Annotated in this window: 4 protein-coding genes; all 4 read right to left on the bottom strand. The window is 51.1% G+C overall.

The window, feature by feature from the left end; translation table 11 throughout:
* Positions 1–685, bottom strand: a 685-nt coding sequence (locus tag ACO6UY_RS05420) for a hypothetical protein (RefSeq protein ID WP_422489296.1), incomplete at its 3' end; no start/stop codon positions are given.
* A gap of 230 nt (positions 686–915) precedes the next feature.
* The gene (locus tag ACO6UY_RS05415; protein WP_422449854.1) at positions 916–7,233 is read right to left on the bottom strand and encodes a transglutaminase domain-containing protein; all 6,318 of its coding nucleotides are present in this window, start codon (positions 7,231–7,233) and stop codon (positions 916–918) included.
* An 88-nt stretch (positions 7,234–7,321) separates the two neighbouring features.
* On the bottom strand, positions 7,322–8,488 hold the full coding sequence (locus tag ACO6UY_RS05410) for a hypothetical protein (protein ID WP_422449853.1): 1,167 nt from the start codon (positions 8,486–8,488) through the stop codon (positions 7,322–7,324).
* A 31-nt stretch (positions 8,489–8,519) separates the two neighbouring features.
* On the bottom strand, positions 8,520–8,774 hold the full coding sequence (locus ACO6UY_RS05405; RefSeq protein WP_422449852.1) for a hypothetical protein: 255 nt from the start codon (positions 8,772–8,774) through the stop codon (positions 8,520–8,522).
* Between the last annotated feature and the right edge of the window lie 547 nt (positions 8,775–9,321).

Below are 9,321 nucleotides of genomic sequence, written 5' to 3'. Positions count from 1 at the left end.
TGTTGATGGCCAGGTTGCCAAACAGGCTGGCAAAGACATCCTGACCCGCACAGTGAATCAGCAAACTCCCCGGCTCTGGCGGCTCCGTGCGCTGGCTTACTGACCAGGATGGCACAGCGGTCGGGGTGACATTGAAGGTTGCTGAAGAGTATTTGTCCCGGGCAAATATCCGACGCCAGAAATCCGGTCCGGGAGCATCCGGCTGGTATATTAAATCATTTTTGGCCAGAACAACCCGGCTGACTGTCGTGCTGATAGGGATGCCATCCAGCCGGGGAGGATTCTCCAACAGCTCATTCAATGAGGCCAGCTGTCTGGGCCTGAGGTTGTCACAATCGAAAATCAGGGTAATGGGCACTGACTGATAAATAAGCCCGGGACACTCGTTTTTTTGTCCGGGAGTTGGATAATAGTGCAGCCTTCTTAACGGGTGATGATCCAGGTCGTTCGGATGCCGGATCATAAAAAGAAACCCGGCGTCTGTCTTTTGCCGATAGAAACGGATCAGTTCATCCTTTGCATCAATGGATTCAAAAAAATGAAACGCATCACCAACCGGCGATGCCGATTGCTTCAGGTGGCTGATGCAATCTGTGATGGGCGTGACGTTTCGGATTGGGCTGTTATGTGCACTCTTCGCTGACACTTGTTGGGTAACATGCAGCTGCTCATTTTTGACCGACAAGACTGCTGTTACTCGTGTTTTTTTATCGGTGTTACCGGGCCGTAAAGAATCGTCTGGGGAATTTGCCAAACTTTTTTGAGCGGGGTGATTGGCGGGTTGCTTGTGCACATTAACTACGGCACCAGGCTGAACAGGAAACATGAAAATAGTACTTTTCTGATAGTAATTGCGATCCGTCAGCCTACTTAGATGGTGTAAAACGGGAAAAGTTCCTCCCTGATTGGGTACTGTTATTTGCGGTTAAAAAGAGTGTTGGCATCAGGCTCATTGATTAAGCGTTTTATTTTTCTCAGTGACTCCTGGCAATCCAGAGCAATACCCGGAGAAAAAATCCCACTGCCGATCAAGTTAAAATTTTGCCCTGCCGGACTTTCAAAGATGGTGACCTGGTCACAGAAGTTGCCGACGATTAACACCCGGAATTTTTCCAGGTCTTTGCATATCACCGGGGTATATATTTCAGCAGAGCGTTGATCGCTGATCAGGCGAATTAACTGCCGGTTCTGTTCTGCATGATCAATGTAATCAATTAAGAATGTGCCAGGTTGGTAAGGGAGTTCATCACGAAACAGTGCCCCGGTCTGTCGATTGGTGGCCAGTTTGAGGGCATCCAACGCCCTGTCGATCAAAAACTGACTGGACAGCATCAGGGTGTTGGTCTCCAGGTAACAGGTTGATTTCTCCGGAAAACAGGGCTCACCACGGATCAGTCGGGCAAGATCCAGTCTGCCCCGGGAGGAATGGCTCCAATAAACATCGGTGACAGCCATCTGAGGCAATGTTTCCCAGTCATACAGCAGAGAAAAGTTGTCGGCCTCCGGACTGTCCCTGACATTTTTCAGCCAGGTTCTGTCGATGGACTCTACCCGGAACAGGCGCTGGTCCAGTCTTTGCGCCGTACCATCATGATCAAGATTGAACCGGGTCACGGCCTGCAGGCTTTGAACAGGCAGAACGGGAAAGTCATTCGGGCTGTGCAGATACAGTTGCCAGGCAAACTCCGACCACCGACAGAAATCATGCTGTTTTGGCGATTGATAATTTTTTGACCAGATGAGCATACAGTGGCTCCAGTCAATAATGGCTTTCCTTTCAGGAGGAGCAAGGGTATCAAAATGGTCAATGGCGTGTCTGGCTGCCTGCAGATACTGTTCCGGTGCCAGATGGTAGGCAATATCAAATGCGGTGATAAGAGGTCTGTGTTCTGACGAACTATTGTAACGTCGGGCTGACAAGTGCCTGCTCATGGGGATAGGGCGGAAATTTTTCCGGAACTCTTCCAGAACAGCATCTTTGACAAGGCTATTGGCCTCTTGAGGCAGTGCGAATTTAGAACATTGCCATTGCTGGCACAGGGAGATGACCAGTGACAGGAGCCGGTTCCAGCCGGAGGCATGACTGCCTGTAGCTTGTCCGACAGTTGGCTTGACTGGCGGCGTCGGCACTGATACGTAGATACCCACCCATTTCGGCTCAGGTAAGAATGTGACAATGCTTTCGATGCCCCATAAATCGCAAAGTCGCCACCCATTGCAGGATCTGACCTCAACAAAATCATGTGATTCCGATTTTACTATCCGGGCTTCGATACCCCAGTAAAGACAGAGTAATTGAAACAGAAATGCACGGTGGTGACAGCTGCCCTGCTGCTCCTGCAACAATCGCTTGACCAGGCTGATGCCGGTTTCGACAAAGTTATGCTCGTAAGAAAACGCTCTGAACCAATCAATCAGGGCCAGCAGCCGTTCGGACAGATTCCTTATCTGCCCTATTTCCCGCAACTTCCGATAGCCCGGAAAGTGCCCTGGTTGCTGGCTGAAAACCTCCTGATCCAGATGTACTTTGATCAGGGATGGGCATCGCCGGGGTTGCGTTTCGATGGGATCGGCCGACGTTAACGGCTTAAAGTACTTCGGATCGGGTTTGATAATAAAGCCCACAGCCACCGGTTCGGTTAACCGGGAACGGATAAAGTACTGGCCAGTCTGGTTGTCCTGTGCCAGCTCCAGTGCCTCTGCCGGGATGGTGTGCAGACCGGTTAAACGGTCTGCGGCCGTCAGTGATGGCAATGGCTGCCATTCGCTGCCCGGTTTCAGTATCAGGCGTCCGGTGGTTTCATCGCTTTTCAGATGACTGCGCCCGGCTAACATTGGCAAAAGAAAACTCTGATCGACAGGACGCTCTGGCAACGGGCTTCGCACTAAATTCTGATCAGTGGTCACACTGACGGTGAACAGCTCCAGTCGATACAGCGCGCAATCCCACTGACCAGGAAAAAACCGGGTTACATAATATTCGTTAGACACTTCAGGGGGAATTCCCAGGCTGAAAGTCTTCGGTGATGCCGAACCTCTGGAAGATTCTTTTTCTGCTGACTGGCCGGGAATAGAGGGCCATTCAAATTTAGGCTGGCAGCTGTCCAAATAGGGTCGCCACTCCCGGCGCAGATACTCAGGCAACTGCCCCATAGAGATGCGGGTCAATCGATCGGCGACCTGAAGCAGCTGCGGCAGCGTCAGCTCAAGGGTAAGGCGTTGCTGCCGGAGATTGTCATTGATGCCATGGGCGCAAGCGGTCAGCCACCGACTCAGTTCCTCTGATACCCCCATGGCTTGCAGCCTGAGCCGGTAGTCATCCCGGGTATCATGGTGGATATGAACGCCGGTAAATCGACTGGTCAATGACGGCGGGAATGCCGTCCGTCCGGGATAGGTGGGCGGATTAACGGTACCAATCAATTTGAACCCATCCTTGTGAGGCAGCGGCAGGCGGTCATTGAGAAACTCTTCCAATGGCCCGGAAGGAATAATATTGAGTTCACTGACCACCAGCACCTCACCCAGACGCCAGGCACGGTTAAAAGCCTGCACGAACTGGTTAAACCGGTCTGGTGTCCCATTGAGGTGCTGATAGCCTTTACCGGTTTGCTGTTGCCAGGTGGTCAGGGTCAGCAGTAACAGGGCATCCTTACCCCACCCGGCAGCCCCTTCCACCACCATGGCAACCCTTCCCGGCTCCCTGAGTTGCAGAAATTGCCAGCAGGTTTTTATGTAGTCTCTGGTGGCCGGAGTATTGATGACCAAAGGCTTCGGTCGCTTTTGATTCACCACTGTCAATTGGCTGAAAAACTGCTGGAAAGCCTGCTGGTGTCGGTCAAGCACCTGATCGTCAGCCTGGCCACCGCTGCACCAGTAAGCTCTGAGCGCTTGCCATTCCGATCGCCGGTCCTGGTCGATCCGCCCGCCCAGACTTTGCCGACACGCTTCGGCAGCCAGTGCGAATATTTGTTCATTGCTGGTGGGGCAGGGTGTACCAACAGTGATCATTCTGAACCGGGCCATGATGTCGTTCAGATCCCTTGGTGTCAGCTCGTAGTCTTTGGATAACAGTTTTTTATACTCAGCGAGCAGAGACAGAATGGTGGCCGACGCGGTGGATCTCACTTCCATGGGCCAGCCATCCGGCATAAGTGGTGCAATGATGGCTTCTTTCAGGATGGACTGGGGCAGTGGCCGGTAATAGAGGTTCAGAATCCGGCTTTTCAATTCAGGATCCAGATGCCGCCCCGGATAATTCTCTGGATTACCGGTGAGCAAAACCCGGTGTTTTTCTGTCAGCCCGATCGTCTGGCCATTGACGCAGAGCCTGGGAGGCGATTCCAGCAGACCACTCAGCGGCGACAATAGCCCTTGCGGCACCAGGTTGGCTTCATTAATAACCAGCAGGCCCGGTTCGGAACTTTTGGCCCAATCCGTTAGCTGGCCGGGTAGCGAATGAGAAGCCAGGTGCCCCAACCAGTTTTTCTTCAGGGTCATGGAGCCGTACAGATACTCCCATGTGGTGTTTGGTCCCAGAGTCAGTGTTGTCACTGCCTGTTGGCCAAGCTTTGCGCCAATGGCCGCAACGAGCCAATGCTTTGATGCGTGTTGCAGTTTCTGCATTGCCTGCCCGGTGGCAACGGCCAGACAGGATTTACCGGTACCCGCCGGACCGGTCAGCTCAATAATTTTATGCTTATCGAGCATGGCAATCAGCTGCTCCAGCCGCCTGGCCTGTTGCTGTTTATGACCATGGCTGGCCTGTAGCCACTCCGTGGCCAGTGTTGACAACGAGGTTGTCAGCAGCTGTTCAGGAAAGTAGCGCAGCAGCTGCTGGTGCAGATGCTGCTGTAGCTGCGGGGTTGGCTCAGACGGATGACACTGGGTAATGGCTGACAGTTGATGGTTCAGGACCATGGCTTGCTGATGCACCGGGAGCCCCCGGTGGTGGCTGTCTCTGGCAAAGGCCAGCAGGGCATCGTAAAGCAGGCGCAGACGATGGCCGTGACAGGGTTGGATGTTGCCATCCCGCACCGACAAATGATGTGCCTTGACGCCCTCTTCAGTGAATATTGCTTTGATAACGGCAGCCATCCTGACGATACAGCCATGGACAGGGCGTTCTTGTAAAGTAGCAGGCAGGCAGTCGGCCAGTGCAGGGGCCATATAACGGGCTAACGGCCAGAAATTAGCTAACAGGTCCCGTGGGCCCTGCTGGGCAGGCATGGTTTCCAGGATGGCAGCAATGCCATCCCGATCAACCCCTGCCATGTGATCCGGAAACTGGGCGCTGATCTGTGCTTTGACAAAACTGTAAATAACAAAATCACCGCGCACGGGATGGGCCAGTAACTTATTCAGGGCCTTGCGCCAGTGGAAGAGGTCCAGAGTCTCGGCACGATCCAGACGCTGTTCAATGTGGAGCTGAGCCTCAAGCAGTGCCAGGAACTCAGAAGGTGCCTGAACCGGAATGACCGGGTAGCTTTTGTTCGGGCTCAGGGGCAAGAGCCGAATGCTCTTCAGAAGACGGCTTAATCGCTCCTTAGCCCCAGGATGGCCGGCGATAATGGATTGGGCGGGTTCGGCACGGCTGGTTGACTGACTATCCCCGACATCCTGTTGCTGCCAACGCTGGTACCAGAAACTCTGGTCCAGTAAACGGTGACCGGGCCAGACAATATGGAGCTGACAATTGGGCAGAGCAATTTTCTGGCCGTAAATCCAGAGATAGGGCTCAGGTGCCAGCAATGACTCCAGGTGCCCTGCCAGAACCGGGGTATGTTCCAGTCCGGTCAGCACCACCGGTTCACCCGCAAGGAGCCTGAGCAATAAGGGGGAATGACTCAGCCGGAAACTCAACTTACCGGAAAGTTTCAGTTTGCTGGTAAACCACAGCTCCTCCCATTGCTGCCCTTTGGCCAGGTGATAGCGGTGGGCGTTGCTGGCAATATGGGCAACATTGCCGGTATACAGCCGGACAACACCGTCACCGGAGGGCTTTGGCAAAGCGCCGGTCACCAACCTGGGGGGAACAGGCAGTGATTCCGCCCGTTGTTTCAGGACCCGCCATTGCTGATCGGTCAACTCACCGGTAATGAACAGCTGGTCAAATTCACTGGCCACCTTCTGAAAGGTATCGGTTTGTTGCAGCGTGTTTTCCTGTGCGGACAGATCACTGAAGATCGCGTCGAAATTATGGGTATTGATAATCCCACAGCTTTTTTCGGGTAACACCGGTGTGCTGGTTACTGCTTGTTTGAATGCCCGGATATGGGCTGTCGGGGTGTGATATTGCTGCAAAACCAGCGATGCTGGCAGCTTCACCCGTTCACCATTGGCGATGAAGTAGCCTTGCTCAAGAATGTCAGACAAATACTGCCAGAATCGGCTCCCGGCATCCGGAGGGTCCACCAGACAGAGGGTGACAGGTTCTGGCTGGCTGTCGATCATCCCTTTGCGGAAATACTGTTCTCCCGCACGATTGATGGTCAGGTTGCCAAACAGGCGGGCAAAGATATCCTGACCAGCACAGTGAATCTGCAAACTCCCGGGCTCTGGCGGCTCGGTGCGATGGCTTACGGACCGAACAATGGCCTCATGGTTGGGACAAGGGGAGTTGACGGGTGCTGAAGAAGGTCCATTCAAGGCAAATATCCGACGCCAGAAATCCGGACCAGGAGCGTCAGGCTGGCGTATTAAACGTGCTTTAGCCAGAACAACCCGGCTGACTGTTGTGCTGATGGGCCTGCCATCCAGCCGGGGTGGGTTCTCCAACAGCTCATTCAATGAGGCCAGCTGTCTGGGTCTGAGGTTGTCACAATCAAAAATCAGAGTGATGGGCAACGACTGATAAATAAGCCCGGGATGTTCGGTTTTTCTTCCGGGAACAGGGTAATAGTGCAGCCTTCTTAATGGGTGATGATCCAGGTCGTCCGGATGCCGGATAACAAAAAGAAACCCGTTGCCGGTCTTTTGCCGATAGAAACGGATCAATTCATCCTTCTTGTCCCCGGAGTCGAATAAATGAAACGCGTCGCCAACCGGCGGTGCCGATTGCTTCAGGTAGCGGACACAATCAGTGATGGGCGTGACATTACGTATTTCACTGAACTGTGGAAGATTGTCTGTAGAATTTGCCAGCCTTTTTTGAGCAGTTACTACAGAATGATCACTGGCTGGCGAATGGTAATTTTGCTCATAACCCGCAGCACCGGGATGAATAGTAAACATATAAATAGTTAGTTTTTATGTTAGTAAGTCCGAACAATCCACTACATTTGATGCTGTAAACCGGGAAAAGTTCCTCCCTCACCCGGTATTACTCTGAGGGTGTGATCTTCCAGATGCTGGCACTTCTGTCGTCATCACAGGTAAACAGCACTCGTCCAGAGGGGCTGAAACTGCCTGTAGAGAGTTTGGTGCCAGTGTTTCCAACTGCTTTTTTACACCAATGGCCATTGCTGTCGTAGCCGTGGATTTTAAAGACTCCGTCCTCGTCCTGGGCCAATATCTGGAGCATTGCGTGGCTGTGGACAGTATCATCGCTGTCTACATCATTGACAGCATGGTCAATAACGCCTCTCTCGGTCCATAAGCCGTTATCATCACACCCCCAAAGGATGATCGTTGTCGAATTACGATATTCCGAGCAAAGCCGAAGCATCTGCTCCGAAGCGCTGAATATGGCTTCATTGATCCAGAAATGTTTGTTGGCAGATGCAGGGCGGTAGATCCTGGCTTTGACCATCGAATTACCCTCACTGTCAAAACTCCAGATCATGGCTGATAGTCCATCGCTACCATCATGTGTGGTCAGAACATAGCGCCCTGATGGGCTGATGATACTGGCATGATAAATTTTCTCTTTTGACTGGATTTTTTTAAATTGGCAACGGGCTTCATTGCTAACATGCACGACATAAACATTATTCTGACCGTCCTTCATACGCTCATTGATCATAATACAGTTGGATGCCGGGTCATCGCTCAAGCAGACTTTCAGATCAGCATCACCATAATAACCTTTTTCTAGGATTATCCATTGGTCTCGACTGTTGTTATAACTCAGGATTTGGACAAGGCCATTGTTATGATTGACGGTCAGCAAGATGTTTTCTGATGCACTAAATGCCGTATACAAAGATAACGGCTGGCCATGAATTACGTTCTTTTCAACATAGGTGCCTGTGTCGTTCAAACTCCAGAGTATGATTTTCTGGTCATTAGTGTGGATCATTAGATGCCGTGCTGACTTACTGAATTTGACCTTAAATCCGCAGGGGTAGTTAAGGGACCCCACCTGTTGCCAACGGTCACCCAGACGGCCAATGATTTTCAGAGTGTTTTCGTCTGAATACACAGTCTCGGTGAAAATAGCCGCATGATCTCCAGCCTCACTGAAGGCAGCAAGCACTTTCTGTTTGTGGTTGCAGTTTGGATATAAATATTGGCATCTGACTTTGCCGTTGTCGTCAATGCCAAACATTGTGCCACCACTTTTGGAAGTGACCAGAATGTCATTGCCAGAAGGGCTGAATTGAATTCAGCTTTGTTTGAGCTTCATCAGGGCTGGCATACAGGCGTTTAAGAGGAGTATTTTCCTTGATGCCACGGGAGGTAATCGCCGCCGGGTTGCGCTGTTTTTGCAACTCCAAAATCTCACCACAGCTCAGATGAGTAGAAATATCACCGAGTTTGTTCAAAGGTATCCCGGAAAAATGCCACAAATTAGCGGAAGTTGCGGAGTCGACCGGATCTGCACTTTGATTCATTCCAATGTCTTGAGGTATTGAACTTGCTGTTATTTCCTGGTAACCAAAACAAAATTCATTTTTATAATATCCTTAAATTTTCGTGGGAAAAGTGATTTTTATTTGAAATGATTGCAACTACTCAGATTGTGGCCTGATCCGTTATTGGGAATTCTCTAAAAGACTGCTTCACGAAGAAACAACAGGCATGCGTCACTACAATTTGCTGGACTTTAGTATTGGTAAAAAGTTCAGAGTAAATAAATTTATTTAATGGAATCTTTTCAGAAATTAACGGTCTAAAATTTTTTACAAATAATAATATCAATTTTCGCTCTGGCAGGATTCTAGAGGTTTATATGAACATTGTTGGGAATTCCGAAAAAGGACATTTTTTTACGGCCGTCCGGAATGCGGCAAAGAACGTTATCAATTCTGATCCGTGTCAGGGGTGCTACAAGTGTTCACGGTCTGTGAAAGCGTGCCTGGCGGAGGTAAGCTGCCCAAAACCGTCGGAAAATGCCCCATTAGTCATGAAACAGCCGCTACTTGGGCGAGAGAATGTGAC

Origin of the sequence: Endozoicomonas sp. ALE010, from assembly GCF_049310165.1 — a bacterium.
Classification (GTDB): Bacteria; Pseudomonadota; Gammaproteobacteria; order Pseudomonadales; family Endozoicomonadaceae; genus Endozoicomonas.
This window is presented reverse-complemented; position numbering and strand designations above follow the sequence as displayed.